The 26409-nt window shown below is 69.2% G+C and carries 23 protein-coding genes and 1 pseudogene; 14 read left to right on the top strand and 10 right to left on the bottom strand.

Features of this window, described 5'->3' with window-relative positions:
* Window positions 1-132: pseudogene (locus FHT36_RS24535) on the top strand (electron transfer flavoprotein subunit alpha/FixB family protein); the annotation flags it as partial.
* 90 nt (window positions 133-222) lie between these two features.
* Window positions 223-1104 carry a 3-hydroxybutyryl-CoA dehydrogenase gene (locus FHT36_RS14505; RefSeq protein ID WP_169123228.1) on the top strand — a complete coding sequence of 294 codons (882 nt, stop codon included), beginning with the start codon at window positions 223-225 and terminating at the stop codon, window positions 1102-1104.
* A gap of 71 nt (window positions 1105-1175) precedes the next feature.
* Here FHT36_RS14505 and FHT36_RS14510 read toward each other — a convergent pair whose 3' ends face one another.
* Both FHT36_RS14510 and FHT36_RS14515 read right to left on the bottom strand, forming a co-directional pair.
* A complete protein-coding gene (locus FHT36_RS14510; RefSeq protein WP_169123229.1) occupies window positions 1176-2525 on the bottom strand; it encodes an ATP-binding protein in 1350 nt (449 codons plus the stop codon).
* Window positions 2522-3244 carry a response regulator gene (locus tag FHT36_RS14515; RefSeq protein ID WP_348644468.1) on the bottom strand — a complete coding sequence of 241 codons (723 nt, stop codon included), beginning with the start codon at window positions 3242-3244 and terminating at the stop codon, window positions 2522-2524. Before FHT36_RS14515 ends, FHT36_RS14510 begins: the two co-directional genes overlap by 4 nt.
* A 199-nt stretch (window positions 3245-3443) precedes the next feature.
* On the opposite strand from FHT36_RS14515, the gene FHT36_RS14520 reads away from it, so the two are divergent.
* The 7 genes from FHT36_RS14520 (at window position 3444) to FHT36_RS14550 (ending at window position 9854) form a co-directional block, all read left to right on the top strand.
* The gene (locus FHT36_RS14520; RefSeq protein WP_169123230.1) at window positions 3444-4070 is read left to right on the top strand and encodes a hypothetical protein; all 627 of its coding nucleotides are present in this window, start codon (window positions 3444-3446) and stop codon (window positions 4068-4070) included.
* Window positions 4071-4251: 181 nt separating this feature from the next.
* Window positions 4252-5313 (top strand): LacI family DNA-binding transcriptional regulator, encoded by a 1062-nt coding sequence (locus FHT36_RS14525; RefSeq protein ID WP_169123231.1) that lies wholly within the window; start codon window positions 4252-4254, stop codon window positions 5311-5313.
* A 9-nt stretch (window positions 5314-5322) separates the two neighbouring features.
* Complete coding sequence (locus tag FHT36_RS14530) at window positions 5323-6348, top strand: ABC transporter substrate-binding protein (protein WP_246702245.1); 1026 nt, start codon at window positions 5323-5325, stop codon at window positions 6346-6348.
* Between the two features lie 21 nt (window positions 6349-6369).
* Window positions 6370-7188 carry an ABC transporter permease gene (locus FHT36_RS14535; RefSeq protein WP_169123232.1) on the top strand — a complete coding sequence of 273 codons (819 nt, stop codon included), beginning with the start codon at window positions 6370-6372 and terminating at the stop codon, window positions 7186-7188.
* 9 nt (window positions 7189-7197) lie between these two features.
* Window positions 7198-7989: an ABC transporter permease gene (locus FHT36_RS14540; protein ID WP_169123233.1), complete on the top strand. Its 792-nt coding sequence runs from the start codon at window positions 7198-7200 to the stop codon at window positions 7987-7989.
* A complete protein-coding gene (locus FHT36_RS14545; RefSeq protein WP_169123234.1) occupies window positions 7986-9026 on the top strand; it encodes an ABC transporter ATP-binding protein in 1041 nt (346 codons plus the stop codon). The genes FHT36_RS14540 and FHT36_RS14545 overlap by 4 nt, the downstream gene beginning before the upstream one ends.
* Before the next feature lie 3 nt (window positions 9027-9029).
* Window positions 9030-9854 (top strand): phosphodiesterase, encoded by an 825-nt coding sequence (locus tag FHT36_RS14550; protein WP_169123235.1) that lies wholly within the window; start codon window positions 9030-9032, stop codon window positions 9852-9854.
* 58 nt (window positions 9855-9912) lie between these two features.
* Here FHT36_RS14550 and hemA read toward each other — a convergent pair whose 3' ends face one another.
* The gene (gene hemA / locus FHT36_RS14555) at window positions 9913-11196 is read right to left on the bottom strand and encodes a 5-aminolevulinate synthase (protein ID WP_169123236.1); all 1284 of its coding nucleotides are present in this window, start codon (window positions 11194-11196) and stop codon (window positions 9913-9915) included.
* Window positions 11197-12024: 828 nt separating this feature from the next.
* On the opposite strand from hemA, the gene FHT36_RS14560 reads away from it, so the two are divergent.
* Window positions 12025-13155, top strand: a complete 1131-nt coding sequence (locus FHT36_RS14560) for a type III PLP-dependent enzyme (protein WP_169123237.1) — start codon at window positions 12025-12027, stop codon at window positions 13153-13155.
* Window positions 13156-13425: 270 nt separating this feature from the next.
* The gene (locus FHT36_RS14565) at window positions 13426-13980 is read left to right on the top strand and encodes a GNAT family N-acetyltransferase (RefSeq protein ID WP_169123238.1); all 555 of its coding nucleotides are present in this window, start codon (window positions 13426-13428) and stop codon (window positions 13978-13980) included.
* A gap of 83 nt (window positions 13981-14063) precedes the next feature.
* Here the strand turns inward: FHT36_RS14565 and FHT36_RS14570 are convergent, their stop codons facing one another.
* The 4 genes from FHT36_RS14570 to FHT36_RS14585 form a co-directional block, all read right to left on the bottom strand.
* Window positions 14064-14426, bottom strand: coding sequence for an MmcQ/YjbR family DNA-binding protein (locus FHT36_RS14570; RefSeq protein ID WP_169123239.1), 363 nt, complete (start codon window positions 14424-14426; stop codon window positions 14064-14066).
* 36 nt (window positions 14427-14462) lie between these two features.
* Entirely contained in the window at window positions 14463-15893 is a 1431-nt protein-coding gene (locus FHT36_RS14575; protein WP_169123240.1) for a homospermidine synthase, read from the bottom strand.
* Window positions 15894-16142: 249 nt separating this feature from the next.
* Window positions 16143-17360 carry an MFS transporter gene (locus FHT36_RS14580; RefSeq protein WP_169123528.1) on the bottom strand — a complete coding sequence of 406 codons (1218 nt, stop codon included), beginning with the start codon at window positions 17358-17360 and terminating at the stop codon, window positions 16143-16145.
* Between the two features lie 191 nt (window positions 17361-17551).
* Window positions 17552-18769 carry a polyhydroxyalkanoate depolymerase gene (locus FHT36_RS14585; protein ID WP_169123241.1) on the bottom strand — a complete coding sequence of 406 codons (1218 nt, stop codon included), beginning with the start codon at window positions 18767-18769 and terminating at the stop codon, window positions 17552-17554.
* A gap of 382 nt (window positions 18770-19151) precedes the next feature.
* On the opposite strand from FHT36_RS14585, the gene FHT36_RS14590 reads away from it, so the two are divergent.
* Both FHT36_RS14590 and FHT36_RS14595 read left to right on the top strand, forming a co-directional pair.
* Window positions 19152-19802, top strand: coding sequence for a glutathione S-transferase family protein (locus FHT36_RS14590; protein WP_169123242.1), 651 nt, complete (start codon window positions 19152-19154; stop codon window positions 19800-19802).
* A 15-nt stretch (window positions 19803-19817) separates the two neighbouring features.
* Entirely contained in the window at window positions 19818-20606 is a 789-nt protein-coding gene (locus FHT36_RS14595) for a sulfite exporter TauE/SafE family protein (RefSeq protein ID WP_348644469.1), read from the top strand.
* Between the two features lie 12 nt (window positions 20607-20618).
* Here the strand turns inward: FHT36_RS14595 and FHT36_RS14600 are convergent, their stop codons facing one another.
* The 3 genes from FHT36_RS14600 to FHT36_RS14610 form a co-directional block, all read right to left on the bottom strand.
* Complete coding sequence (locus FHT36_RS14600) at window positions 20619-21770, bottom strand: patatin-like phospholipase family protein (protein ID WP_169123243.1); 1152 nt, start codon at window positions 21768-21770, stop codon at window positions 20619-20621.
* 71 nt (window positions 21771-21841) lie between these two features.
* Window positions 21842-22591, bottom strand: coding sequence for an acetoacetate decarboxylase (locus tag FHT36_RS14605; RefSeq protein WP_169123244.1), 750 nt, complete (start codon window positions 22589-22591; stop codon window positions 21842-21844).
* Between the two features lie 150 nt (window positions 22592-22741).
* Window positions 22742-23746 (bottom strand): WD40 repeat domain-containing protein, encoded by a 1005-nt coding sequence (locus FHT36_RS14610; RefSeq protein WP_169123245.1) that lies wholly within the window; start codon window positions 23744-23746, stop codon window positions 22742-22744.
* A gap of 133 nt (window positions 23747-23879) precedes the next feature.
* On the opposite strand from FHT36_RS14610, the gene hrpB reads away from it, so the two are divergent.
* Window positions 23880-26387 carry an ATP-dependent helicase HrpB gene (gene hrpB, locus FHT36_RS14615; RefSeq protein WP_169123246.1) on the top strand — a complete coding sequence of 836 codons (2508 nt, stop codon included), beginning with the start codon at window positions 23880-23882 and terminating at the stop codon, window positions 26385-26387.
* Window positions 26388-26409 lie beyond the last annotated feature (22 nt).

Genomic DNA, 26409 nt, shown 5'->3' on the forward strand with positions numbered 1-26409 from the left:
TCCAAGGTCATCGTCGCCGTCAACAAGGACGAGGAAGCCCCCATCTTCCAGGTGGCCGACTACGGCCTCGTCGGCGATATCAACACCGTCATCCCTGAACTCAAGGCGGAAATCGCCAAGGTTAAGGGATAGGATCATTCTGGCTGCGGCCGGAGAACCACCGGCCGCAGTTTCGGGGATGCCCGCCCCGGTCACCGGCAAACAAGGCGAAACGAGAGAATCATGCCGCTCGAGATCAAGAAGGTCGGGGTCATCGGCGCAGGCCAGATGGGCAACGGCATCGCGCACGTGTGCGCGCTCGCCGGCTACGACGTGGCGCTGAACGACGCGGACCCCGACCGCATCCGCTCCGGCCTCGCCACCATCAATGGCAACATGGCCAAGCAGGTGGCGAAGGGCTCCGTGTCCGAGACCGACCGGCAGGAAGCCCTCGCCCGCATCGTCGCCGCGGACAAGACCGAGGACCTCGCCGACTGCGACCTCGTGATCGAATCGGCCACCGAGCGGGAAGAGGTGAAGCGCAAGATCTTCTCCGCGCTGTGCCAGGTGGTGAAGCCGGAGGCGATTCTCGCCTCCAACACCTCCTCCATCTCCATCACCCGCCTCGCCGCCGCCACCGACCGGCCGGAGCGCTTCATCGGCATTCACTTCATGAATCCGGTGCCGCTGATGGAGCTGGTCGAGCTGGTGCGCGGCATCGCCACCGACGACGAGACCTTCGAGGCCTCCAAGACCTTCGTCACCCGCCTGCACAAGACCTATGCGGTGGCCGAGGACTTCCCGGCCTTCATCGTCAACCGCATCCTGCTGCCGATGATCAACGAGGCGATCTACACCCTCTATGAGGGCGTGGGCTCGGTGGATTCCATCGATCGCGCCATGAAGCTTGGCGCGAACCACCCCATGGGTCCGCTGCAGCTCGCCGACTTCATCGGCCTCGATACCTGCCTCGCGGTGATGCAGGTGCTGCACGAGGGCCTCGCCGATTCCAAGTACCGGCCCTGCCCGCTGCTGGTGAAGTATGTCGAGGCCGGCTGGCTCGGCCGCAAGACGCAGCGCGGCTTCTACGACTATCGCGGCGAGAAGCCCGTCCCCACCCGCTGAGGCTTGGGATGGCGAGGCCAGCCCCGGCCTCTCCCTGAGATCCGCCCGGCCGAAGGCGGCCGGGCTCCCGATCATTCGTCGGCGCCCTGCCCCGCCTCGGCCGCCGGCAGTTCCACCCGCTGCAACAGGCCGCCCCCGGGACGGTTCGAGAGGGTGAGCCGCCCCCCATGGCGGCCGATGATCTCGTTGGCGATGGCGAGGCCCAGGCCCGCCCCGGGGATCTTCACCTGCCGCGCCGGGTCGACCCGGAAGAACGGCTCGAACACCTGCCCCATCAAGGCCTCGGGAATGCCGGGGCCATCATCCTCAATCACCAGCACCACCCGCTCCGCATCCGCGCTGACGGCGAGCCGCGCGCCGCCGCCATGGGTGGCGGCATTGACCGCGAGGTTGCGCACCGCGCGCTTGAGCGACAATGGCCGCCCCGCCACATAGGCTGGCACCGCCGCGAGAAGCGCGACGGCGAGCCCGATCTCCTTCAATTCCATCGCCACGTCGGCGGCGAGGCGGTCGATGCGCACCGTCTCCAGCGTGCCGCCCTCCACCTCCTCGCGCACGAGGCGGATGGCGCTGTCGGCGATGCGGTCCAGCTCCGCGAGGTCGGAGAGCCACTGGGCGCGCTCCTCCTCATCCGGGATGAATTCGGCGCGCAGGCGCATGCGCGTGAGGGGCGTGCGCAGATCATGGGCCGCGCCGGCGACAATGCGCATCCGGCTGTCCATGGAGGCCTTCAGCCGCGCCGACAGTCGGTTGATGGCAGCCGCCGCGGCGCGCACCTCGGCCGGCCCCCGCTCCGGCAGCACAGGCAGCTCGCCATCGGGGCCGATGCGCCGCGCCGCCTCCTCCACCAGCGCCAGCGGCCGGGTGAGGCGGTGCACGGCGAGGATGACGACCCCGGTGACGCCGAGGATCATGAAGGCAAGCCACACCGCAAAGCCCACCGCACCGCCAGGCGGGCCGGGCGGCGGACGGGGCGGCCGGCGGCCATCCACCACCAGCCAACGCCCGTCCGGCAACCGCAGAGCCGTAACCCCCGCCGCGCCGTCGGGGCCGGGATCGTCGGGAGGGGCGGAACCCGGCGGCCCGGACGGCGGTGGGCGACGCAGCACCTGGACGGGCAAGGTGGAGCCGAGCCGAGCCAGCGCCTCGCTCATCAGCCGCGTCTCAACCGGATCGATGTCGCCCGCGGGCGGGTCGTGCCGCAGCAGCGCCGCGCCGATTTGCGACCGGACCTCGGTGCCCTGCGGAACGGCTGCCGCCAGATCGGCCATGAGGAGCAGGTCGGCGGCATGGGTGCCATGGTCGCCGAAGGGGGGCCACTCCGGACGGACGATGAAGAAGGACGCTCCGTTCGCCAGCGCGATCACCACCAGCACGGCCACCACGAGGATGGCGGTGACCTGGGCGCGCAGGGTCCTCACGGGGCCTCCTCGATATCCACCCGCACGGAGAGCTGGTAGCCGCCGTTGCGCAGCGTCTTCAGGATCTGGAACGCGCCCTGGTCGCCGAGCTTGCGCCTGAGCCGGCTGACCAGCACGTCCACCGAGCGGTCGAACGGGCCGGCCTCGCGCCCGCGGGTGATGTCGAGCAGCTGGTCGCGGGAGAGAATGCGGCCGGGCCGCTCCAGAAAGGCCATCAGCAGGTCGAACTCGGCCCCGGTGAGGGGCACCTCCGAGCCGTCCGCCGCAGTGACGCGGCGCAGGTCCGGCTCGGCCCGGAAGCCGGCGAAGCCGTAGGCGCGCACGGCGGAGGTCGTGGGATCGGTGACGCTCGTGCGCCTGAGGACGGCGCGGATGCGGGCCACCAGCTCCCGCGGGTTGAACGGCTTGCCGAGATAGTCGTCCGCCCCGATCTCGAGGCCGATGATGCGGTCCACGTCCTCCTTCAGGGCGGTGAGCAGGATCACCGGCACCCGCGAGCGGGCGCGCAGGGCGCGGCAGAGGTCGAGGCCGGAGGCGTCGGGCAGCATCAAATCCAGCACCACGAAATCGATGCGCTGGGTGGTGAGCTTCTCGTCCATCTCCCGCCCATCGCCGGCTGCCGTCACGCGGAAGCCCTGCGCGGCGAGATAGCGGCTGAGCAGCTTGCGGATTTCGAGATCGTCGTCGACGACGAGAATATGCGGTCCGTCCTGTTGCACCGGTTCCTCCGTTCGGACCGATGCTATCCCGCCTCCCCTGCCACCGCACGCATCCATGCTTCCCAGCGTTGCCACGGGGTGCCCGGCAACATTGCGTTACAAATTCCGCCCGGCGGGACAAGTAGCGATACCTCCCCGACCTCATTTGGCTACGAGCCGCCTCCATCCTCGCGGCAACCTGATGGACAGGAGGCACGCCATGACGTGCAACGCACCGATACGGAAGACGCCGCGCCAGAGTTTCCGGGCCCTCATGCTCGCCGGGGCGACCCTCGGCATTCTGGCGGTGGCCGGTTTCATCGTGTCCTCGCCGGGATACGCCAAGGTGGACGACCACATGCCCCCGCAGGACCAGGTCGCGGCCGGGCCGGATACCCCGCCCATGCCCTTCGGCCCGCCCGTGCCTTTCGGCCCGCCCGGCCCGCCCCATGGCCCGGGGGGTGGACCGATCGGTGGACCGCTGACCCTTGCCCGCCACCTTGCCGCCGCCGAAACCGCCCTCGGCATCCGCGCCAACCAGCTGGACGCCTGGCGCGACTTCACCGATGCGCTGCAGGAGGCCCTGCCGCCTCCGCCGCCGCCCCCTCAGCCCGGCGCCGCGCCGCTCTCCCTCGTCACCGCATTCGGCGTGCGCAGCGAAGAGGCCGGCAAGGCCGGTACCCGGCTCCTCAAGGCCGTGGACGCCCTGAAGGCGCGCCTCTCGCCCGACCAGATCGAGAAGCTGGGCCGCCTCGAATTCGCACTTCTGCCGCCGCCTCCGCCGCCCCCCGGCGTGCCGTTCGGCGGCCACCCCGATCGCCCCACGCCGCCACCCGCGCGTCCGTGAGGCCAAGAGAAGGAAGGGAATCTCGCCGCCCTTGATCTTCCCTTCCCCGCAGCGGGCGTGCCTCGGCACGCCCGCTGTCCGCATTTCACGTCCCGTCCCAGCCCGTCACACGCCTGTCGCGCGTTGCACCTATTGATCTGAAAACGGTTTCACGCTCCATTGGAGCCCACCGGGGTCGGACGTGCCGCGCATCGTCACCATCAGGACCGTCGCCGAACGGGCGGGCTGCTCCATCGCGACGGTCAGCCGCGTCATCAACCGCTCGGCGCCGACCAGCGCCGAAGTGGAGGCCCGGGTCCGTGCGGCCATCGACGAGCTGGGCTTCCGCCCGAGCGAGATCGGCCGGGCGCTGAAGACGCTCAAGACCCGCACCGTCGGCGTCCTGATTCCGAGCCTCACCAATCCGGTCTTCGCCGCCTCCGTAGCGGGAATGCAGGCGGCCGCCCGCGAGCGCCGCCACACCCTGCTCCTGACCGCCACCGACTACGATCCCGCCGCCGAGGCGGAGCTGGTGGAAACGCTGGTGGCGCAGAATGTCGCCGGCCTCGTGCTCACCGTCGCCTGCGCCAGCCACAACGCCACGCTGGACCTGCTGGAGGCGGAGAATATTCCCTTCGTCCTCGTCCACAACGAGCCGGAGGGCGATGCCCGCGCCGCCGTGTGCGTGGACAATGCGGCCGCCACCTCCGCCCTGACGGAGGCGATGATCGCAGCCGGCCACCGCAACATCGCCTATCTCGCCGGCCGCTTCGCCACCTCCGACCGTTCGCTCAGGCGCTATGAGGGCTATCGCGCGGCCATGGAGAAGGCCGGGCTCCATGCCGCCGCGCCGCTGGAACTCGACTATCTGGGCGACGCGCCGAGCCATGCCGCGGCGCTGGCCGGGCTGTTCGGCGGCATATCCGCCCCCACCGCGGCGCTCTGCTCCAACGATCTGCTCGCCCTCTCCGTCACCGGCGCGCTGCGCGACCTCGGCATCCGCGTGCCGGACGACGTCTCGGTGGCCGGGTTCGACGGCATCGCCCTCGGCCGCGCCATGAGCCCGAGCCTCGCCACCGTGGACACCCCCACCCGCCGCATGGGCGAACAGGCGGTGGAGTTGCTGTTCGAGATGATCGAGACCGGCGCCGCCCCCCACGTGGAGCGGCTGCCCTTCAGCCTGCGGTCCGGCGGCACCCTTGCCGCCGCGCCGAAGCCGACCCGCCGACAGGAACCTACCCCGCCGTCCCTGCCCAACACGTGAGGCCCAGCCATGCGCCACCTCAAGACCCTTTCCGCCGTGACGCTTTCCGTCCTGACCCTCGCCGCTGTCGCCGTCGCGCCCGCCCGGCCGGCCGCTGCGGCGGACGCCATCTGCTACAATTGCCCGCCCGAATGGGCCGACTGGGGCGCCATGCTGAAGGCCATCAAGGCCGACACCGGCATCGACGTGCCGCAGGACAACAAGAATTCCGGCCAGTCCCTCGCCCAGATCCTCGCCGAGAAGGCGAGCCCGGTGGCGGACGTGGCCTATCTCGGCGTCACCTTCGGCATCAAGGCGAAGGATGCCGGCGTCACCCAGCCCTATGAGCCCAAGGGCTTCGCCGACATTCCCGAAGGCCTGAAGGACAAGGACGGCAACTGGTTCACCATCCATTCCGGCACGCTCGGCCTGTTCGTGAACAAGGATGCGCTGGGCGGCGCGCCGGTGCCGGCCTGCTGGGCGGACCTGCTGAAGCCCGAATACAAGGGCCTCGTCGGCTATCTCGACCCCACCTCCGCCTTCGTGGGCTATGTGGGCGCGGTGGCGGTGAACGGCGCCATGGGCGGCTCGTTCGACGACTTCAAGCCGGGCATCGAATACTTCAAGAAGCTCCAGGCCAACCAGCCCATCGTGCCCAAGCAGACGTCCTACGCCCGCGTGGTCTCCGGCGAGATCCCGATCCTGTTCGACTACGACTTCAACGCCTATCGCGCGAAGTACAACGAGAAGGGCAACTTCGCCTTCGCCATCCCCTGCGAGGGCTCCGTCGTCGTTCCCTACGTGATGACCATGGTGAAGGGCGCGCCGCACCCCGAGGCGGCCAAGAAGGTGCTCGACTACGTGCTCTCCGACAAGGGACAGGCCATGTGGGCCAAGGCCTATCTGCGCCCCGCCCGCAACATCGCGCTGCCGCCGGAAATCGCCAGCCGCTTCCTGCCGGCCGCGGACTATGCCCGCGCGAAGCCCGTGGACTATGCCCGCATGGAGACGGCACAGAAGGCCTTCTCCGACGCCTACCTCAACAACGTGAAATGAGGCGGGCTCACGCCTGACGCCATGCACAGCGCCGATCGCCTCGCCCGCCTGTTCCTGCTGCCGCTCTTCCTGTTCGTGGCGGCCTTTTTCCTGCTGCCCATGGTGCGGCTCATCGGCGTGGCGGGGTCCGGCCCCAACGGGATGGCTGAATATGTCGCCATCCTCACCAACCCGCGCTACGTCGCGACGCTGGTCGCGACGCTGCTGCTCTCGGCGGCGGTGACGGCGGCGACCCTCGCCATCGGCACCGTCGTCGCCCTGTTCCTCGCCCGCAACCGCTTCTGGGGCCGGCCGCTGCTGGTCTCGTGCCTCACTTTGCCGCTGGCCTTTCCCGGCGTGGTGGTGGGCTTCATGGTGATCCTGCTCGCCGGCCGGCAGGGGCTGCTGGCCAGCCTCTCCATGGGCCTCGGCATGGGGCGATGGGTGTTCGCCTATTCCATGGCCGGCCTGTTCGCGGGCTATGTCTATTTCTCTTTGCCGCGGGTGCTCGTGACGCTCATGGCCGCCGTGGAAAAGCTTGATCCGGCGCTGGAGGAGGCGGCCCGCTCGCTCGGCGCAGGGCGCTTCGAGGTGCTCAGGGACGTGACGCTGCCGGGCATTGCCCCGGCGCTGATGGCTTCCGGGGCCATCGCCTTCGCCACCGCCATGGGGGCGTTCGGCACCGCCTTCACGCTGGCGACGCGCATCGATGTGCTGGCGATGACCATCTATACGGAGTTCACCCTCAACGCGAACTTCGCCACCGCGGCGGCGCTCTCCATCGCCCTCGGCCTCATCACCTGGGCGGTGCTCGCCCTCTCGCGCAACCTCGCCGGCTCCGGCGTGGCGGCGGCGGGCTGAGGGCGATCCATGAAAACCCATCGCCTCACCTTCGCCTTCCAGCTCTTCGTCACCCTGCTGGCGGCCGCCTTCCTCATGGTGCCGGCCGGCGCCTCCATCCTCGCCGGCTTCACCGCCAACTATTTCCGCGGCGTCTCCTCCGGCCTCACGCTGGACTGGGTGAAGCAGGTGCTGGCGCTTTATTCCGACACCATCTGGCTTTCCATCGGCATCGCGCTCGGCACCCTCGCGGCGACGCTCGTCCTCGCCGTGCCCGCCGCCTGGGCGCTGGTGCGGCGCCCCTCGCGGCTTGCCCGCATCGTGGAAGAGGTGGTCACGCTGCCGGTGGCGGTGCCCGGCCTCGCCTTGGCGCTGGCGCTCATCCTCGCCTATGGCGCCATCCGCGAGTTCCGCATGAGCCCGGCCTTCATCCTCACCGGCCACGTGCTCTACACTTTGCCCTTCATGCTGCGCTCGGTGATGGCGGTGCTCGCCGCCGTCGATATCCGCTCGCTGGAGGAAGGCGCGGCGTCGCTGGGCGCCTCGCCGCTGCAGCGCTTCTTCCATGTGGTGCTGCCCAATGCGAAGGGCGGCATCCTCGCCGGGGCGCTGATGGTGGTGACGCTCTCCATCGGCGAGTTCAACCTCACCTGGATGCTGCACACGCCGCTGACCAAGACTCTGCCGGTGGGCCTCGCCGACAGCTACGCCTCCATGCGCCTCGAGATCGCGAGCGCCTACACGCTGGTCTTCTTCGTCATGATCGTGCCCCTGCTCCTCGCCCTCCAGCTGTTCGGCCGCACCACGGGGAGCGCGCGATGACCGCCCCCACCGGCGCCGCCATTTCCATCGCCGGCTGCGGCAAGACCTATCCGGACGGCACGCGGGCGCTCTCGCCGGTGGATCTGGAGGTGAAGGCGGGCGAGACGCTGGTGCTGCTCGGCCCCTCCGGCTGCGGCAAGACCACCCTCCTGCGCCTCATCGCCGGGCTGGAGACGCCCGACGCCGGCGGGCGCATCGCCTTCGACGGGGCTGACGTGACGGCCCTGCCCATCGAGAAGCGCAATGTGGGCATGGTGTTCCAGTCCTACGCTTTGTTCCCGAACATGAGCGTCATCGACAACGTGGCCTACGGCCTGCGCGTGCGCGGCGTGGGAACGGAAGCGCGGCGGGCGCAGGCGGCCTCCGTGCTCGCCATGATGCGCATCGAGGCGCTGGCCGAGCGGCGCATCGACCAATTGTCCGGCGGCCAGCGCCAGCGCGTGGCCCTGGCCCGGGCGCTCGCCGTGCGGCCGCGCGTGCTGCTGCTGGACGAGCCTTTGACCGCCCTCGATGCCGCCCTGCGCGAGCATCTGCGCAGCGAGATCGACGCGCTGCTGCGCCGCCTCGCCATCACCGCCGTCTATGTCACCCACGACCAGGCCGAGGCGCTGGCGCTGGGCGACCGCATCGTGGTGATGAAGAACGGCGCCATCGCCCAGGTGGGCACGCCGCGTGAGGTGTACTTCCAGCCGGCGGACGATTATGTCGCCGGCTTCGTCGGCTTCACCAACCGGCTGGAGGGCATCGTGCGCAACGGCCGCTTCGAAACCGCCGCCGGCATCCTGCGCGTCGCAGCACCGGACCGCGCCAAGGCGCGTCTCCTGTTCCGCCCAGAGGCCGTGCGCCTCGTGAGCCCGGCCGACGCGACACTGGTGTTTCAGGTGACGCAGGTGGAGTTTCAGGGGCCACGCCAGCGGGTGACGCTGAATGCGGGCGACGGAACACGCATCATCGCCGAGGCGCCCGCCGACCTGCCCCTGAGCGCCGGCACCGCCATCGGCCTCGTCCTCGACGCCAACCGCTACAGTCTGGCCTGACCCATGCTGATCGCCCAGCTCACCGACACCCACATCCGCCGCCCCGGCACGCTCGCTTACGGGGTAGTGGACACCGCGACCTATCTGGAAGCTGCGGTGGCGCACATCCTGTCCCTGGACCCGCGCCCCGATGCGGTGATCGTCACCGGCGACCTGACCGATTTCGACGACCCGGAAGAATTCGCCCGCTTCCGCGCCATCGTCGCGCCCCTCGGCCTGCCGCTGTTTCCCATTCCCGGCAATCACGACAGTTCCGCCGGGCTGCTGGCCGCCTTTCCCGAGATCGCCGCGCGCTGCGCGGGCGGGCGGGTGAACTATGTGGTGGAGGATTTCCCGCTCAGGTTGGTGATGCTCGATTCCACCGTCTACGGCCGCCCCCATGGCACGCTGGGCGACGAGGGCCTCGCCTTCCTCGATGCGGCGCTCGCCGCCGCGCCGGACCGGCCGGCGCTGGTCTGCGCCCACCATCCGCCGTTCCTCACCGGCATCCGCCACATGGACGTGCAGAACCTGTTCGATGCTCCGGCGCTGGAAGCGGTGCTGCGGCGGCATCCGCAGGTTGTCGGCTTCACCTGTGGCCACGTGCATCGGGCGGTGACGACCACCTTCGCCGGCATCGCCGCCACCATCGCCCCGGCGCCGGCCCATTCGGTCAGCCTCGCGCTGGACCCGGACGCGCCGCCGACCTTCCACATGGAGCCGCCGAGCCTGTCGCTGCACCTGTTGAAAGACGGGCACCTCGTGACCCACCGCAGCTTCATCGGCAGCTTTTCCGGCCCGCATCCCTTCTTCCGGCCGGACGGCAAGGCCATCGGCACGCCGGGCTAGGCCTCAAAAACAAAAAGCCCCGGCACAGCCGGGGCTTTTCAGTCGGGGAGAGATCGGATCAGCCGCCAGCCATCGGCAGCGGGATGGGCGCCGCCCCGGCCGCGGTGCTGCGGGAGGCGGTGTGCTGCGTCACCCGGTCCGCATAGGGCAGCTCAAGCCGCTCCCACACGTCCGACAGAGCGGTCGCCAGATGGGCGATCAGCGCGTCGTCGTGGAACGGGGTGGGGGTGATGCGCAGGCGCTCCGTGCCGCGCGGCACGGTGGGGTAATTGATCGGCTGGATATAGATGCCGTACTCGGCAAGCAGCAGGTCCGAGGCCATCTTGCAGGCCTTGGCGTCGCCCACCATCACCGGAACGATGTGGGTGGGCGTCTCCATCTGCGGCAGGCCGGCGGCGGCGAGGGCCGCCTTGACCTTGGCCACCTGGGTGCGCTGGCCGGTACGCTCGGCCTGCGAGTTCTTGAGGTGGCGCACCGAGGCGGTGGCGGCGGCAGCAACGGCCGGCGGCAGCGCGGTGGTGAAGATGAAGCCCGGCGCATAGGAGCGGACGGCGTCGATGACGAGGCGCTTGCCGGTGATGTAGCCGCCGACGACGCCGAAGGCCTTGCCCAGCGTGCCTTCGATCACATCCACCCGGTGCATCACGCCGTCACGCTCGGCGACGCCGCCGCCGCGCTCGCCATACATGCCGACCGCGTGCACCTCGTCGAGATAGGTCATGGCGCCGTAGCGCTCGGCGAGGTCGCAGATGGCGCCGATGGGGGCGATGTCGCCGTCCATGGAATAGACGCTCTCGAACACCACGAGCTTGGGCCGATCGCCCGCCGCCTTCAGCAGCTCTTCGAGATGGTCGAGGTCGTTGTGGCGGAAGATCGCCTTCTGCCGGCCGCCGTGGCGGACGCCCTCGATCATGGAATTGTGGTTCAGCTCGTCCGAGATCACCACGCAGTCGGGGATCAGCTTGACGATGGTGGAGATGCCGGTGGCGTTGGAAATGTAGCCCGAGGTGAAGACGAGGCCGGATTCCTTGCCGTGCAGGTCGGCGAGCTCGCGCTCCAGCATCACGATCTCATGGCTGTTGCCCGAGATGTTGCGGGTGCCGCCGGCACCGGCGCCGCGCGCTTTGGCCGCGTCGCACATGGCGGCGACCACGTCGGGATGGCTGCCCATGCCGAGATAGTCGTTGGAGCACCACACCACGATGTCACGCGGACCGCCCGGGGAGTGCCACACCGCCCGCGGGAAGTGCGAGGCGTCGCGCTCGATCTCGGCGAAGGTGCGATAGCGGCGCTCCTTGCGCAGGGCGTCGATGGCGTCGGCAAAGAAGGTGTCGTAGGTCATTCCGAACCCTGCGGCGGCAGACGGGATCGCGGGTGGATCCTCATTGTTCTAAGATTATGCTGCAAGCTTGCTCCTTGTATTGATGCCAATCAAGGGCTGAGCGCGACGCGCGGCGATCCGGCGCAACCCCGTGCAGGAACTGCACAAATGCCGCACCGCAACAGGCCGCGCGGAAGCAAGGTAGGGCAACGGCCTTCCGTGCAGCTTGCGTGAAAATGGCGGCTTCCGGCGGATCGCGCCGCGACCTGCGCAATCTCGTCAGACCTGCCCTGCGCCGGCGCACTGATTTTCATCAAATTGCCTCTTGCACGGGCGGGGCGAATCCCCTAAATCCGCGTTGCCCAAATTCGCACGTGCCTGTGGTCGCGTGTCGGTCGGTAGGATCTCCGGACAAGAGGCCGGAAAGCTGCCAGGACGATCGACAAGCCGGAGGGAACCGGCCCACCCCGCTCCTCAATGCGGGGGACGTGACTTGAAGCAACGACGTAAGGGCTTTTTTGGTCTCGGTCGGCCCTCCAAAGGTCGGCGTTACTAAAGAGGCACTACATCTTGCCGGCCGTGCGGAGCGGGATATCCCTTCTCCAATCGTGCGCAGTCGTCTCCACCCTGCTTAGCCCTGTGGCCAAGCGGGCGGTTCTGCTGCCGTTCGGTCCGATGATGCGGCCGGGTAAAGCCCCGGCGAAGCGGGTACGGCCCGCAGACGGTCGGCGTGTCCACATCGCCGGGCGAATGCGAGCGCGTGCCCCGGGCTCTCCCAGAAGGAGCGTCCGTCCTGTCGTCGCGCAGTTCCCTGCGCTTCACGAGGCTTCAGGTCACGGGGAGGTATCCATGACCGATCGCATCCGCGAATTCCTGCGTACCCGACGAGAGGATGGCCCCTGCGTGGTGGTGGACCTCGACGTGGTCCGCACCAACTATCTCTCGTTCGCCCGCGCGCTGCCGGACACCCGCGTGTTCTATGCCGTGAAGGCGAATCCCGATGCCGCCATCCTGACGGCGCTGGAAGAGCTCGGCTCCTCGTTCGACTGCGCCTCCACCGGCGAGATCGACATGGTGCTCGCCACCGGCGCGGGCGCCGACCGCATCTCCTTCGGCAACACCATCAAGAAGGAGCGCGACATCGAGCGCGCCTTCAAGCTGGGCGTGCGCCTGTTCGCGGTCGATTCCTACGAGGAAGTCGAGAAGATCGCCCGCGTCGCCCCCGGCGCCAAGGTGTTCTGCCGCATCCTCTGCGACGGTGCCGGCGCCGAATGGCCCCTGTCGCGCAAGTTCGGCTGCGAGCCGGAGATGGCGGCGGACGTGCTGGAGCACGCCCATCGCCTCGGCCTCGCTGCCTATGGCGTGTCCTTCCACGTGGGCTCGCAGCAGAAGAACGTGCACGCTTGGGACGGCGCGCTCGCCTCTGCCGCCGCGATCTTCCGCGCCTGCGCCGAGCGGGGCATCTCGCTGTCCATGGTCAACCTGGGCGGCGGCTTCCCCACCCGCTACCTGCAGGACGTGCCGGGCGCCATCTCCTATGGCGAGGCGATCTTCGCCTCCCTGCGCCGTCACTTCGGCAACGCGATTCCCGAGACCATCATGGAGCCGGGCCGCGGCATGGTGGGCAATGCCGGCCTGATCGAGACCGAGGTCGTCCTCATCTCGAAGAAGTCCGAGCAGGACGCCATGCGCTGGGTCTATCTCGACATCGGCAAGTTCGGCGGCCTCGCCGAGACGATGGACGAGGCGATCCGCTACCCGCTGCGCACCCCGCGCGACGGCGACGACACCGCCCCCTGCGTGCTGGCCGGCCCGACCTGCGATTCGGCCGACGTGATGTATGAGAAGACCCCGGTCGAGCTGCCGCTTTCGCTCTCGATCGGCGACAAGATCATCATCGAGGCGTGCGGCGCCTACACCACCACCTATTCGGCGGTGGCGTTCAACGGCTTCCCGCCGCTGAAGTCCTACGTGATCTGAGGGCGGCTTCCGCCGCCGAAAGATCCAAACCCCGTGGCCCCTGATCGGAGCCACGCGGAGACCCGCCCGCGCGGCGCCCGAGCGTATTCCGCGACCCGGCCGCAGAAGGTCCCCCGGCATCGGCTTTCCGCCGTCCGGGGCGTGAGGAGGGGATGTGTCCCCTCGTCTTCCGCACCCGTCCCCGAAGGCGATCGCCCCGAAGGTATTTTCCTGGCTGTGATGCAGCCGGGACGGGCTTCTTCACCTCTCACGTTGGCGCAGGAGCTGCCGATGACCGAGATCGTGCTTGAATCCGTGGAAGATGTGGCCCCCCGCGAGGCCCTGCTCGACCTCACCATGGGCGAGGGGCGCAAGGCCAAGTCGTCCGAGCGTCTGCGCGAGGGCCGCCTGCCGGCGGATGGCCTCGCCTTCTCCGCCCACGGCCCGGACGGCCGTCTGGCCGGTACCGTGCGGCTGTGGAACGTGACGGCGGGCCCCGCCCGTCCGGCGCTGCTGCTCGGCCCGCTCGCGGTCCATCCCTGGTTCCGCACCCGCGGCCTCGGCGGCGACATGATGCGCGCCTCCATCGCAGCGGCGCGGGCCAAGGGCCACGGCGCCATCCTGCTGGTGGGCGATGCGGCCTATTACGAGCGCTTCGGCTTCTCCGCGGAGAAGACTGGGCAGCTCTGGATGCCCGGCGCCTATGACCGCAACCGGCTGCTGGCTTTGGAGCTGAAGGCCGGTGCGCTGGACGGCGCCCGCGGCCTCATCAGCCCCACGGGCACCCGCATCGCCCTGCCGTCTCTGGCAGAGCTTTTGGCGCCGGCGCTGCTGAAGTCCGCCTGACGCGTCAGCGACAGCCAAAGCCGCGACAGCCAACGACAAAATCCCCGGCTCGATCCGTCGAGCCGGGGATTTTTGTTTCCGGGTCAGGACTCAGATTCCGAAGCCGTTCGCCGCTTCGGCTTCGACTTGGCTTTGGAGGCGGCGAGGCGATGCGCGGCCTGAAGAGCCGAGGCGAGCGTCGCCGCGTCCACCATTGTGAGGTCGCAGCGGGTGGCGCCCATCCTGCCCCATCCTCCCGGCACCGGGGCGAAGGCGTCGGGCACCTGCTCACAGTAGAAATCGCGCAGGTCGGGATCGAACATCAGATTGAGGTCGAGCCCGCTCGGCCCCAACGTCGCGAAGATCTTGCGTGGCGTGCGGAAGGCACGGCGATCGACGTGCGGCGTCTCGCTCGCCTCAGGCAGATCGAGGGCCATCTCCCGGACACGCGCGGCATCGACCGCCATCGAAGGTCTCCTTTGGACGGGAGACCTCCGCTGGTCTCACCGCACGATGATGTTCTTGAACTGCCAGGGATCCTCGAGGTCGAGATCCTCGGGGAACAGCTTCTGCCGGCCGGTGAGGGGCGTCCAGTCCGTATAGGTGCCGATCACCGGGCCCAGATAGGGCAGCTGCACTTCGAGGCAACGGCGGAAGTCCATCTCGTCGGCCTCGACGATGCCCGCCTCGGGATTCTCCAGCGCCCACACCATGCCGGCGAGCACGGCGGAGGTCACCTGAAGGCCGGTGGCGTTCTGGTAGGGGGCGAGTTCGCGCGTCTCCTCGATGGAGAGCTGGGAGCCGAACCAGTAGGCGTTCCGGGCGTGGCCGTAGATGAGCACGCCCAGTTCGTCGATGCCGTCGACGATCTCGTGCTCATCGAGGATCTTCCAGCTCTCCTGGAAGTGCCCGCCATTGCCGAACATCTCGTGCAGCGACAGCACCGCGTCGTTGCAGGGGTGATAGGCGTAGTGGCAGGTCGGGCGGTAGAGCACCTGGTCGCCGTCGCGGACGGTGAGGTAGTCGGCAATCGAGATGCTCTCGTTGTGGGTGACGAGGAAGCCGTACTGGGCCTGCGGCGTCGGCGTCCACGAGCGCACGCGGGTGGCGGCGCCGGCGGAGAGCAGGTAGATGGCCGCGCCGCAGCCCCCCTCGTGGGTGCGGCCGTCCGCCGGCAGGCTCTTCTCGTGGGTGCCCCAGCCCAGTTCGGCCGGCTGCAGGCCCTCGGAGACGAAGCCCTCCACCGACCAGGTGTTCCAGAACTGGCCCATCACCTTGGGCTCGCGGGCGCGCTGGGTGTCCCGCTCGGCGATGTGGATGCCCTTAATGCCGAGGCTGCGGGCGAACTGCGCCCATTCCTCGCGGGTCTTGGGCTCCGGCCGGTCGAGGCCGGTGTCGGCGGCGATGTTGAGCATCGCCTGCTTCACGAACCAGGACACCATGCCGGGATTGGCGCCGCAGGTGGACACCGCCGTGGTGCCACCGGGATTGCGGCGGCGGGCGGCGAGCAGGCTCTCGCGCAGCGCATAGTTGGTGCGCGCGGCGGTGGGCATCGCCTCATCGAAATAGAAGCCCTTCCAGGGCTCCACCACGGTGTCGATATAGAGCGCGCCGATCTCGCGGCACAGCTCCATCATCGCCACCGAGGACACGTCCACGGAGAGGTTCACGCAGAAGCCGCGGCCGCCGCCATTGGTGAGCAGCGGGGTCAGCAGGTCGCGATAATTCTCGGCGGTCACTTCCGACTGGACGTAGCGAATGCCCCGGGAATCCAGCAGCTTGCGGTGGTCCGCCACCGGATCGATCACCACCATGCGCTCGCGGTCGAAATCGAAATGGCGCTCGATGAGCGGCAGGGTGCCCCTGCCGATCGAGCCGAATCCGATCATCACGATGGGGCCGTCGATCTTTGCGTGGACCGGCCAGTCGCTCATGGTGAAACACTCCTCGGGGTGGCAGCGCCGGCTCGTCACGGCGCCGCGAAAGTCACGGGACGCGCGACAACGGGGCAACCCGTGACATCGGCGCGGCGTGGATACGATGCCGCGCTCGGGCGCGGCGGGGGAAAGGCAGCGCCAAAGCGCGTGCGGGCGCACCATGGGAAAAGCGCAGCCCGGCGTCAACCGAAGAGCTTGAGCAAAGCCGGCAAACCAAGCAGCGGCGCGGGCGCGGCGGGGTTTGGATCAGCGCCGGGTTTCAACCTTCACCGGCATCGCGTCGACATGGAAGAGTGCGGGAAAGAGCCGCGTCCACAGCGCCACGACCATGAGCGTTCCGACGCCCCCCACCACCCCCGCACCCACCGCGCCAATGAGCGCGGCCACCATGCCGGATTCGAATTCCCCGAGCTGGTTGGAGGTGCCGACGAACAGGGAATTCACCGCGCTGACCCGCCCGCGCATCTCGTCCGGCGTGGAGAGCTGCACGAGAGAGGAGCGGATGACGACGCTCACATTGTCCGCGGCGCCCAGCACGAACAGCGCACCCAGCGACAAAAGGAAGCTGGAGGAGAGCGCGAACACCACCGTCGCCAGCCCGAACACCGCCACCGCGGCGAACATGATGTGTCCCACCCGCCGGGTGGGCGGCCGGCGCACCAGCACGAGGGACATCAGCACGGCCCCCACCGCCGGCGCGGCGCGCAGGGCGCCGAGGCCCTGCGTTCCCACATGCAGGATCTCGCCCGCATAGATGGGCAGGAGCGCGGTGACGCCGCCGAGCAGCACCGCGAAGAGATCGAGGGAGATGGAGCCCAGCACCACCGGGCTGCGGCGGATGAAGGAAAGGCCCGAGAGCAGCGTCTCAAGGGTCATGGCGCTGCGCGGCCCGGGCGCGTGCACGTGGCGGATGAAGGCCATGGAGCCGGCCGCCACCGCATAGCAGGCCGCTGCCAGCGTCAGCGGCACGGCCGGGCCGAAGACATAGGCGAAGCCGCCCACGGCCGGGCCGGCGATGGTCGCCATCTGCATGGCGGAGGAGGCCACCGCCAGCGCCCGCGGCAGCACCGCGCCGGGTACGAGGCGGGGCAGCAGCGCCGCCATGGTCGGCGCCTCGAAGGCACGGCTGGCGCCGATCGTGATGACGGCGGCATAGATTGGCAGCAGCCCCGCATGGCCGGACCCTTCCGCCAGGGCGAGAGCCCCCACCGTGAGCGCAGACAACGTCTGGCAGGCCAGCACGATGCGCCGCCGGTCGAAGGTGTCGGCCGCATGTCCCACCAGCAGGGTCAGGCACAGGATCGGCAGGAACTGGGCGAGGCCCACGAGGCCGAGGGCGGCGGCGCTGCCGGTGAGGCTGTAGACCAGCCAGCCCACCACCACCCCCAGCATCTGGAAGGCCAGCGCCGAGGAGACGCGGCTGATCCAGAACAGCACGAAGGCGGGATGATCCCTGAGCCGCATCTCGGCGGAAGGCGCGGCCGCGGTCACAAGGGCAGCACGGGTCGGAGCGGGGGCACGATCACGGGGCAGGTCCGCGGGGTGGCAGGTCCGAAGGCGGGACGCGCGTTGGACCCCGTCCGCGTACCGCCGCAGGCAGGGGTTGGCAACTCCTGCCCCAGCGTCCGCTCACGCAGGGTTCAAATGCTCGCCGTTCAATCGCTCGCCAGAATATGGTTCTGGACGATGGGATAGACCTGAGAGGCCCATTTGCGGCCCGAAAACACGCCGTAATGGCCGACGCCGGCCTGCATATGGTGGCGCTTCTTGTGCGGACGCAGCGCCGAGCAGATGTCCTGCGCCGCCATGGTCTGGCCGATGGAGCAGATGTCGTCCCGCTCGCCTTCCACCGTCAGCAGCGCCGTCTTGCGGATGGCGCGGAAATCGATGGGTCGGCCGCGATAGGTCAGCTCGCCCTTGGGCAGACGGTATTCCTGGAATACGTAGCGCACGGTCTCCAGGTAGAATTCGGCGGCCAGATCCAGCACGGCGAAGTATTCGTCGTAGAAGGCCTTGGTGGTCTCCGCCTTCTCCTCGTCGCCCTCGGCGAGGGCGTTGTAGAGGTCGAGGTGCGCCTTGATGTGCCGCGTGAGGTTCATGTTCACGAAGGCGGTAAGCTGGAGAAAGCCGGGATAGACCCGCCGCCCCGAGCCGGCGAAACCCTTCGGCACCGTCGAGATCAGGTTCTTCTCGAACCAGGAGATCGGCTTGGAGGTGGCGAGCTCGTTCACCTTGGTGGGGTTGATGCGGCAGTCGATGGGGCCGGCCATGAGCGTCATGGAGGCCGGCACCGCCGGGTTCTTCTCCTGCGCCATCACCGCCGCGGCGACGAGGGACTGCACGCACGGCTGGCACACCGCCACGAGATGGGAGCCCGGCCCCATGATCTCCAGGAAGCGGATGACGTGCTCGACATAATCGTCGAAGCCGAAGGGACCGGCCGAGAGCGGCACCTCGCGGGCGTTGTGCCAGTCGGTGATGTAGACGTCGTGGTCCGGCAGCATCGTCTTCACGGTGTTGACGAGCAGCGTCGCGAAATGGCCCGAGAGGGGCGCGACCACGAGGACGCGCGGCTGGGCGACGTCCACGTCCTTCTTGAACCGCAACAGGGTGCCGAAGGGCAGGACGGCGGCGTTTTCCTCCGTGACCTGAACTTCGCGATTGCCGACTTCAACCGTTTTGATGCCGAAGGATGGTCGGCCGTGGGTGAGGCCGGAGCGCTCGATGAGCTCGTAGGCGGCCGCGAGCTGACGGAAGCCGAGATGGCCGTAGCCATTGACGAGGGGGCCGTTGAGGGTCTGCCGCGCGAGGCTGGCGAAGAACCTCATCGGGCTCATGAGGTCGGCCTGAGCCTGATAGGCGGAATAGATCATGGCAGCGCGCGCCGGACCGTCCGACACCGCGGTGCCGGAGGAATGAACCTGGAAGAAGTCTGCAGCATGATGCCGAAAGGTCCTTCTGCTCCGCGTCCCCCACGCCCGGCCCCCGACGGCCGGCGGAAGCATTAAGTAGTTGTCGCAGGCCCAGCTTTCCGCTTTGCAGCAAGCCTGAACGGATGTACCTGTTAAGTTGATATTGGAGCTATGCGTGGTGCATTGCAACACGCATCCTTAGCAGTGGGGCTGAAGGCCGAGCGACCGCGCCGGATGCCCGACCAAAGTCGAAGCCGCCGGCTGCGCCAAGAAGAAACAAAGGGCGGAAGGGTCGAGGGGAACGGTCAGGTCAGGGATCGCAAATCCGAGGCACGGGACAGGCATGGCGACGCTCACCATCTCCAGCAAGAATTACTCCTCCTGGTCCATGCGCGGCTGGCTGCTGTGCAAGATGGCCGGCCTCTCCTTCGATGAGGAGCGGGTGCCCACCGACGATCCCGACGCCAAGGCGGAGCTGCTTTTGCTGTCGCCCTCCTTCCTCGTCCCGCGCCTGGTGCACGAGGACGTGACGGTGTGGGACACGCTGGCCATCGCCGCCTTCCTCAACGAAGTCTTCCCGGAGGCCGGGCTGCTGCCCGCCGACCGCGCGGTGCGCGCGCACTGCCTCTCCATTTCCGGCGAGATGCATTCGGGCTTCGCCAACATGCGCTCGGCCCTGCCCATGAACATCAAGGCGCACTATCCGGGCTTCAAGGTCTGGGCTGGCGCGCAGGCGGACATCGAGCGCATCGCCGCCATCTGGCGCGGCTGCCTCACCGCCCATGGCGGTCCGTTCCTGATGGGCGCGACGCCCACCTTGGCCGACGCCATGTATGCGCCCGTCTGCTCGCGCTTCACGACCTACGACGTGAAGCTCGACCCGGAATGCGAGGCCTATCGCGCCCGCATCATGGCGCTGCCGCTGGTGCAGGAATGGATCGACGGCGCCCTGTCCGAGCCGGAAGAGCTAGAAGAGCTGGACGCCGAATTCTGATGCGGCCGATTTCCGGTGATTGAAACGGCGGCCGCCGCCGTCGCCTCGGTCAATCCGGGGCTGATCGCCGCCGGCTTCGCCGTGCTCGTGCTGGCGGGCATGGTGAAGGGCGTCATCGGCATGGGCCTGCCGACGGTCGGCATCGGCCTGCTCAGCGTGTTCCTGGCACCGACCGATGCGGCGGCGCTGCTCATCCTGCCCGCGACCGTCACCAATTTCTGGCAATACTTCACCGGGCCGAACATCCTGCCCATCGCCCGGCGCTTCTTCTGGATGATGGCGATGGTGGCAGCGGGCACGCTCGTCGGCGGCCTTCTGCTGGGCGGCCTCGCCTCGCCCGCCGCGCAGCCGGTGCTCGGCGCGACGCTGCTGGCCTATGGCGCGCTCGGCCTGTCCTCGGTGCAATTGAAGGTGCCACAGAAGCACGAGCCGTGGCTGTCCCCGCTCATGGGCTTCCTCACCGGCCTCGTCACCGGCACCACCGGCGTCTCGGTCATGCCCTCGGCGCCCTATCTCCAGTCGCTGGGGCTGGCGCGGGATGATCTAGTGCAGGCTCTCGGCCTCACCTTCATCGTCTCCACCACCGCACTCGCCGTGGTGCTGTTCCATCCCGGAGACGGCGGCGGGGCGATGGCTGATCCGGCCACCGCGCTCGCCTCGGCGGCCGCGCTGCTCCCGGCCTTCATCGGCATGCAGCTCGGCGCCATGGTGCGCCGGGCGGCCTCGCCGCAGATGTTCCGGCGCATCTTCTTCTCCGGCCTCGGCCTGCTCGGCGCCTACATGCTGGCGCGCGGCCTCCTCTGAGCCGGCCGCCTCTCATTCGGAGAGGCGGTGGATGTCGTGGATCACGATGCCGATGGAATCGTCCGGCTTCTTCAGCCATTCCTTGCGGCGCAGGGTCTTCACCGTGTCTTCGTAGCCGGTCTGCCAGTGCTCGCGCATGGAGGTCTGCGAGAACTCGTAGTCCTTGGATTCGCGCTCGTACGTCTTTTCCTGATAGATCAGGTGGCAGATGTTGACCGGGCCGGAGCTGGAATAATCGTCGATCAGCGCGATGTCGTCCTCGGTCCGAAGCTGCTCGGGAATACGCTGGAGCGCGTCATAGAGCTTGGAGCGCAGGTCCTGCACCCGCCGGAACACATCGGTGGTGTAGCGGGTACGGCTCGAATAGGCGACGTCCTTCTGGCGCTCCGACACGTCGAACATGTCGCGCGGCAGCTGTCCGCGGGCGCTGAACAGGTCCACCTGGAACACCAGCGCGCTCGGATGGTCCGGCTGGTCGAGCAGGAACTGGAGCGGGGTGTTGGAGACGACGCCGCCGTCCCAGTAGAACTCGCCGTCGATCTTCACGGCAGGAAAGCCCGGCGGCAGCGCGCCGGAGGCCATGATGTGCTCGGGCGCGATCTTGTGCTCCTGATTGTCGAAATAGATGAAGTTGCCGGTGCGCACGTTCACCGCACCCACCGAGAAGCGCTTCTCGCGGGAATTGATGCGGTCGAAGTCCACGAGCCGCAGCAGCGTGTCCCGCAGGGGCGCGGTGTCATAGAAGGACGTGGCCCCCGGCGCCCCCGACGGCAGCATCCAGGGATTGGGAAAGCGCGGCGTGAAGAAGCCGCGCTGACCCTGCAGGATGGTGCGTGCGGCGCTGATCTGGTTGCGCCACTGGCGGAAGATGTCGCCCTCCAGGTTGAAAGGCAGGACGCGCTGGGAGGTGATGGTCTCCCAGAAGTCCCGAAGCTTCGTCACCCGGTCCTGCGGCGCGTTGCCGGCGATGATCGCCGAGTTGATGGCACCGATGGACACGCCGGATATCCAGTTCGGATCGCACCCGACCTCGGACAGAGCCTCGTAGACGCCGGCCTGATAGGCACCGAGCGCGCCGCCACCCTGGAACACCAGCGCCACGCGCTTGTATTCGTCGATGATGTCGCACAGTTCGGCGGAACGCTGGTTGGCTGCCTCGGTCATCGACCCTCACCTTCTTGAAGTTGGTTCCCTCGACCGGCGGCGCGCATCGCGCCGCCGCTGGAAGGCGGACGTCAGGCGCCGTTTTCCTTCATGTAGTCGTAGACCACCTCGCCGAGGCCGAGCGTCAGGTCGGCCTTGATGTGCACGGCGGAGAGAACCTCCAGCACCGGCAGCGCCGCGACGTTGCACAGAGCGTGCGGGAACAGGCCGAGGGCGCCGGGCCCGACCCAGCATTCCTTCAGCGTGACGTCCACGAGATAGTAGCGCACCAGCTCGCAGATGCGGGGGGTGGCGTCCACGTCCGGGATGATCTTGAGCAGGAAGCTCGGGGTGAGCAGGGAGGCGAGGATCTTCTCCTTGTCGCCGGCCACCCACTTGTAGCCCATGGTCGCGGAGGCGCAGAGCACGCTGCCGTAATGGAGCGTGCCGACGAGCGTGTCGGTCTCCACCTTGAGCTTCGGCTGGGCGTACTTCTTGGGAAAGCCCCACAGCTCGCGTCCGCCAGCGATGGGGGATTCGTCGTCCAGATACATGGAGTGGACGTAGCCGCCTTCCTGCCCGTTGAAGCGGACCGGAATGACCTGTCCGGTCTCGGTGTAGTCACCGAAGCCGGTGGAATCTGGCATGCGGATGAATTCGTACTTCACCACCGGCTCGGTGATCTCGAGCGGTTCGGGCACCACCTTCGCGAGCGCCTCCGGATCGGTCCGGTAAGTGATGATCATGTATTCGCGGTCGATGAAGCGGTAGGGCCCCGGCGGGAACGAGGGGTTGGTGAGCGGCATCGAGTAGGCAGTGCGGCGGACGTCAGCGATCTTCATCGGCAGGTCTCTCGTGCGCTTGTCCCGTTTCGCACCTGCGAATGGACGCCGCCAAGGTAGAGCGGACGCGCGCCCGTGAAAAGCCGCCCGCAGCACAAGTTTCCTGCACGGCTAAGGACTTGGTGCGCCACGCGGGTACCGCGCCGCGGCTCAGAAGGCCAGCAGCCCGCCCTGTCCCTTTTCCGTGCCGAACGCAACGGCACCGCCGGAGCCGTGCCAGGCGATGGCGGTCACGGGGTCGGTGTCGGGGGCGCGCAGCAGGATCTCGGCGCCATCCGAGATGCGCACCATCATCACCATGCCGTCCTCGTAGCCGATGGCGACCACCGGGTCCTTGGGGTGGGGCGCAACCACCGTCACCCGCGAGGTGGGTGATGGCGCCAGCATGGCCGGCTCCTTGCCCATGGGGCCGTCCTTGGCCTGGAAGGGCCACAGGATGGCCTCGCCCGAGCCGGAGGTGGCGAGCCACTTGCCGTCGGCGGTGAAGGCGAAGGACTTCACCCGCGAGGGATAGCCGGACATCCGCATGTGCGCGCCATCCACCACGCGCCAACCGTGCAACGCCGGCTCCTGCATGGTGGTGACGAGGAAGCGGCCGTCGGGCGAGAACGTCACGCCGAGATGCGAGCCCTTCCAGCCATAGACCTCCGGCTTGGCGCCCGCCGCATTGGGAAACCACAGCGACACGCCGCCATAATGCGCCACCGCGAGGCGCAGGCCCTTGGGGGCGAAGGCGAGGCCGCCCACGGTGGAGGGCACTTCCAGCGACTTCGCCTCGCCCTTGGCCTGCAGCACGTGGGCGACCTTGCCGGCCGAATAGGCGACGGCCCCGTCCGGCCCCAGCGCCACCCGGTCGATCCAGCGGCCCTTCTGCTGCGCCAGCTCGCGGGTGGTGCCATCCGACAGCATCTCCATCACCCGCCCGTCGTCACCGCCGGTCACCAGCCGCTTGCCGTCCGAGGCGGTGCTCAACACGCCACCCTGGTGCACTGCGACCGCAACCGGCGTCGCCCCTTCCTCCAGCCCCATCAGGAACACGGCGTCGTCCGTGCCGACGAAGGCGACCTTCGAATCGAGGAAAGCGAGGGCGACGATGCCGGCCTCGAAGGCGAGCGGCCGGACCTTGCTGGTGAGGCTGGACGGGGCGGAAACCATGGTGCTCTGATCCCGGTGATGGACGGGGCGTTCCTTAAGGCACCGATGCGGGCCGCTGGCAACACCCCCTCTGCCCTGTCCCTCCTCAACCCTTGGCCTTCGCGCGGCGCGGCCGCATAAGGGCGGGCGCGCCATGTTCGACACCAAGCTCCCCATCGACGCCGTCCTCGGCGACATCCGCTCGACGCTCGCGTCCACCCCCTGCGCCGTGCTGGTGGCTCCGCCCGGCGCCGGCAAGACCACGCGCGTGCCCCTGGCTCTGCTGGATGAGCCGTGGGCCGCGGGCGGAAAGATCCTCGTGCTGGAACCGCGCCGCCTCGCCGCCCGCGCCGCTGCCCGGCGCATGGCCCAGACCCTCGGCGAGGCCGTGGGCGGTACCGTGGGCTTTCGCACGCGGCTTGCCACCGAGGTGTCGCGCCGCACCCGCATCGAGGTGGTCACGGAAGGCATCTTCACCCGCATGGTGCTCGACGACCCCGAACTGTCCGGGATCGCCGCCGTGCTGTTCGACGAGTTCCACGAGCGCAGCCTCGACGCCGATCTCGGCCTCGCCCTCGCCCTCGATTCCCAGCGCGGGCTCAGGGACGACCTCAGGCTCCTCGCCATGTCGGCGACGCTGGACGGCGCCCGCGTCGCCTCCCTGATGGGCGTCGGCACGCCCGCGCCGGTGATCGAGAGCGAAGGCCGCGCCTTTCCGGTGGAGACCGCCTATCTCGGCCGCGATCCGCGCGCGCCCATCGACCGCCAGATGGCCGACGCCATCCGCCGGGCCTTGGAGCGAGAAGACGGCTCCATCCTCGCCTTCCTCCCCGGGGCGGCCGAAATTCGCCGCACCGAAACGCTGCTCCTGGACGCGGTGCGCGACCCCAAGGTCGATGTGGTCGCGCTGTTCGGCGCCCTGGACGCCGCCGAGCAGGACCGCGCCGTGCTGCCGGCACCGGAGGGACGGCGCAAGGTGGTGCTGGCCACCTCCATCGCCGAGACCTCGCTGACCATCGAGGGGGTGCGGGTGGTGGTGGACAGCGGCCTTGCCCGCGTGCCCCGCTTCGAGCCCGATGTGGGGCTGACACGGCTTGAGACCGTCCGCGTCTCCCGCGCCGCTGCCGACCAGCGCCGGGGACGCGCCGGACGCACCAAGCCCGGCGTCTGCTATCGCCTGTGGAGCGAAGGGGAGACGGCGAGCCTGCCGGCCTTCGCCACGCCGGAAATCCTCGCCGCCGACCTCACCGGCCTCGTGCTCGATCTCGCCCGTGTCGGCGTGCGCGATCCCGCCGCCCTCCCCTTCCTCGATCCGCCCCCCGCGCCGGCCGTGACCGAAGCGAAGGCGCTGCTGCGCCTCCTCGGCGCGCTCGATGCGGACGAGGCGGTGACGCCGCTCGGCCGCCTCATGGCGCGCCTGCCTTTGCCGCCGCGCCTCGCCCATATGGTGGCCATCGGGGCGGCGCGGGGCGTGGGGCGCCTGGGTGCGGAGATCGCCGCGCTGCTGGTGGAGCGCGGGCTCGGCGGCGACAGCGTGGACCTCCTCGCCCGCCTTGACGGCTTCCGCCGCGACCGTTCCCGCCGCGCGGAGGATTCCCGTCGCCTCGCCGGGCGGTGGACGGAGATGGCGGCGCGGGAACTGGCGGCAGACGGGCGCTCTCCGGGCACCGCGCCTCCCCCCTCCCCCGCTGCCCTGCTGGCGCTCGCCTATCCCGACCGGGTGGCCAAGGCCCGCGAGGGACGGGCTGGCGAGACCCAGGTGCGCTTCCTGATGGCCAACGGCCGCGGTGCGGTTCTGGAGGGCACATCCCCGCTCGCCCGCGCGCCCTTCCTCGCCGCAGCGGAAGCCTCCGGCCGCGCCGAGGGCGCGCGCATCACCCTCGCGGCCGCTTTGTCGGCGGACGAGGTGGAGGCGCTGTTCGCGGATGACATCACCTCCGGCCTCGAAGTCGCCTTCGAACCCGCCGCCATGGCGGTGCGGGCGCGGGAGGTGCGGCGGCTCAAGGCGCTGGTGCTGGCGGCCCGGCCCCAGCCGGTTCCGGCGGACGCGGAGACGGCGCGCGCGCTCGCCCGGGGCATCGCGGATGCGGGAATCGACCGCCTGCCCTTCTCCGCCGCGTCCCGGCAATGGCGCGAGCGCGTCATGTTCCTGCGCGCAGCCGAGGGCGAGCCGTGGCCAGACCTCTCCGACGCGGCACTGGCCGCATCGGTGGAGACGTGGCTCGCGCCGTTTCTCTCCGGCCGCACGTCCCTTGCGGACATCTCGGGCGCCGACGTGGGCAACGCCCTTCACGCCTTGCTGCCCTATGAGCTGACGGCCCGGCTGGAGGCGGAGGCGCCCACCCATTTCACCGCCCCCACGGGCTCGCGCCTCGCCATCGACTATGGCGCGGAGGGTGGGCCGGCGGTGGAGGTGCGGGTGCAGGAATTGTTCGGCCTCACCGCCCATCCCGCCATCGCGGGCGGGCGGGTGCCCCTGACCCTCGCATTGCTGTCACCCGCGCACCGGCCGATCCAGGTGACGAAGGACCTGCCGCAATTCTGGCGCGGCTCGTGGCGGGATGTTCGCGCCGACATGCGCGGCCGATACCCCAAGCACCCCTGGCCGGAAGACCCCGCCGCCGCCCCGCCGACCACGCGGGCAAAACCGCGCGGGACGTGAGGGGCGGAGCTTCCTTTGCCTT

Origin of the sequence: Xanthobacter sp. SG618 (assembly GCF_012932745.1) — a bacterium.
Taxonomy (GTDB): domain Bacteria; phylum Pseudomonadota; class Alphaproteobacteria; order Rhizobiales; family Xanthobacteraceae; genus Xanthobacter; species Xanthobacter flavus.

Excerpts from the sequence above, each read along its gene's own strand:
- FHT36_RS14560 (WP_169123237.1), top strand. The coding sequence starts at position 12,025 with ATGACCGATCGCATCCGCGAATTCCTGCGTACCCGACGAGAGGATGGC.
- FHT36_RS14565 (WP_169123238.1), top strand. The coding sequence starts at position 13,426 with ATGACCGAGATCGTGCTTGAATCCGTGGAAGATGTGGCCCCCCGCGAG.
- FHT36_RS14590 (WP_169123242.1), top strand. The coding sequence starts at position 19,152 with ATGGCGACGCTCACCATCTCCAGCAAGAATTACTCCTCCTGGTCCATG.
- FHT36_RS14550 (WP_169123235.1), top strand. The coding sequence starts at position 9,030 with ATGCTGATCGCCCAGCTCACCGACACCCACATCCGCCGCCCCGGCACG.
- FHT36_RS14570 (WP_169123239.1), bottom strand. The coding sequence starts at position 14,426 with ATGGCGGTCGATGCCGCGCGTGTCCGGGAGATGGCCCTCGATCTGCCT.
- hrpB (WP_169123246.1), top strand. The coding sequence starts at position 23,880 with ATGTTCGACACCAAGCTCCCCATCGACGCCGTCCTCGGCGACATCCGC.
- FHT36_RS14580 (WP_169123528.1), bottom strand. The coding sequence starts at position 17,360 with ATGCGGCTCAGGGATCATCCCGCCTTCGTGCTGTTCTGGATCAGCCGC.
- hemA (WP_169123236.1), bottom strand. The coding sequence starts at position 11,196 with ATGACCTACGACACCTTCTTTGCCGACGCCATCGACGCCCTGCGCAAG.
- FHT36_RS14605 (WP_169123244.1), bottom strand. The coding sequence starts at position 22,591 with ATGAAGATCGCTGACGTCCGCCGCACTGCCTACTCGATGCCGCTCACC.
- FHT36_RS14585 (WP_169123241.1), bottom strand. The coding sequence starts at position 18,769 with ATGATCTATTCCGCCTATCAGGCTCAGGCCGACCTCATGAGCCCGATG.
- FHT36_RS14610 (WP_169123245.1), bottom strand. The coding sequence starts at position 23,746 with ATGGTTTCCGCCCCGTCCAGCCTCACCAGCAAGGTCCGGCCGCTCGCC.
- FHT36_RS14505 (WP_169123228.1), top strand. The coding sequence starts at position 223 with ATGCCGCTCGAGATCAAGAAGGTCGGGGTCATCGGCGCAGGCCAGATG.
- FHT36_RS14545 (WP_169123234.1), top strand. The coding sequence starts at position 7,986 with ATGACCGCCCCCACCGGCGCCGCCATTTCCATCGCCGGCTGCGGCAAG.
- FHT36_RS14535 (WP_169123232.1), top strand. The coding sequence starts at position 6,370 with ATGCACAGCGCCGATCGCCTCGCCCGCCTGTTCCTGCTGCCGCTCTTC.
- FHT36_RS14575 (WP_169123240.1), bottom strand. The coding sequence starts at position 15,893 with ATGAGCGACTGGCCGGTCCACGCAAAGATCGACGGCCCCATCGTGATG.
- FHT36_RS14530 (WP_246702245.1), top strand. The coding sequence starts at position 5,323 with ATGCGCCACCTCAAGACCCTTTCCGCCGTGACGCTTTCCGTCCTGACC.
- FHT36_RS14520 (WP_169123230.1), top strand. The coding sequence starts at position 3,444 with ATGACGTGCAACGCACCGATACGGAAGACGCCGCGCCAGAGTTTCCGG.
- FHT36_RS14600 (WP_169123243.1), bottom strand. The coding sequence starts at position 21,770 with ATGACCGAGGCAGCCAACCAGCGTTCCGCCGAACTGTGCGACATCATC.
- FHT36_RS14540 (WP_169123233.1), top strand. The coding sequence starts at position 7,198 with ATGAAAACCCATCGCCTCACCTTCGCCTTCCAGCTCTTCGTCACCCTG.